Origin of the sequence: Ureibacillus terrenus (genome assembly GCF_006569205.1) — a bacterium.
Taxonomy (GTDB): Bacteria; Bacillota; Bacilli; order Bacillales_A; family Planococcaceae; genus Ureibacillus; species Ureibacillus terrenus.
The window spans coordinates 1-826 of the sequence record NZ_VIGD01000066.1 but is presented as its reverse complement, the minus strand read 5'-3'; the positions used below and the strand labels follow the sequence as shown (position 1 = coordinate 826).

The following is an 826-nucleotide window of genomic DNA, read 5'->3' as shown; positions in this document are numbered from 1 at the left end:
TTGGTAGTGGAGGTAAGAAAGGATGCTAGCAATGTCTGATATTAATTGTATCAAACATTTAAGAAATAACAAAGGTTTATCTATTTCAGAAATACAAAGAACAATGGGAATTAATTGGCGAACAGCTAAGAAGTATGCGGATGAAGATCAACTCCCTAAACAGAAATCATTTAAAAAGAAAGGGATGATGTATGAGGAAAAGTGGGGAGTAATTGTTTCAGATTGGCTTTTTGAGGATTTAAAGTTAAGGAAAAAATTAAGAAGAACAAAGAAACAAATATTTGAAGAACTAAAGGAAATGGGTTTCCAAGGTTCTTATCGTACTGTTTGTTACTTTATCTCTGAATGGATGAATACTCACCAAGAAGAAAAGGATAAAGGGTATGAAAGATTAGAACATCCTCCGGGTGAAGCTCAAGTAGACTTTGGAGTAATGGAAGCTGTACAAGATGGAGAAATTGTGGATATTCATGCTTTAGTTATGACGTTTCCTCATAGTAATGCTGGATTTGCAGTACCGTTACCAGCTGAAAATCAAGAATGCTTCTTACATGGCCTCAATATTCTTTTTAAACAGGTTGGGGGAGTACCTAAAAGGATAAGAATCGATAATTTGCCCCCCGCTGTGAAGAAAAAAAGGACAAAAAATGAAGAAGCACAATTAACTGATGAATTTGTTCAATTTCAGCATTATTATGGCTTTGATGTGCAGGTATGCAATCCAAGAAGTGGCCATGAAAAAGGAAATGTTGAGAATAAAGTTGGATATATACGCTATAACTTTTTTACTTCAGCTCCAATAATGGACAGCTATGAGGGTTTAACT

At 34.9% G+C, this 826-nt stretch carries 1 protein-coding gene; it reads left to right on the top strand.

The window, feature by feature from the left end:
• Positions 1–22 precede the first annotated feature (22 nt).
• On the top strand, positions 23–826 hold an 804-nt coding region (istA, locus tag FKZ59_RS14430), incomplete at its 3' end, for an IS21 family transposase (RefSeq protein WP_141603398.1).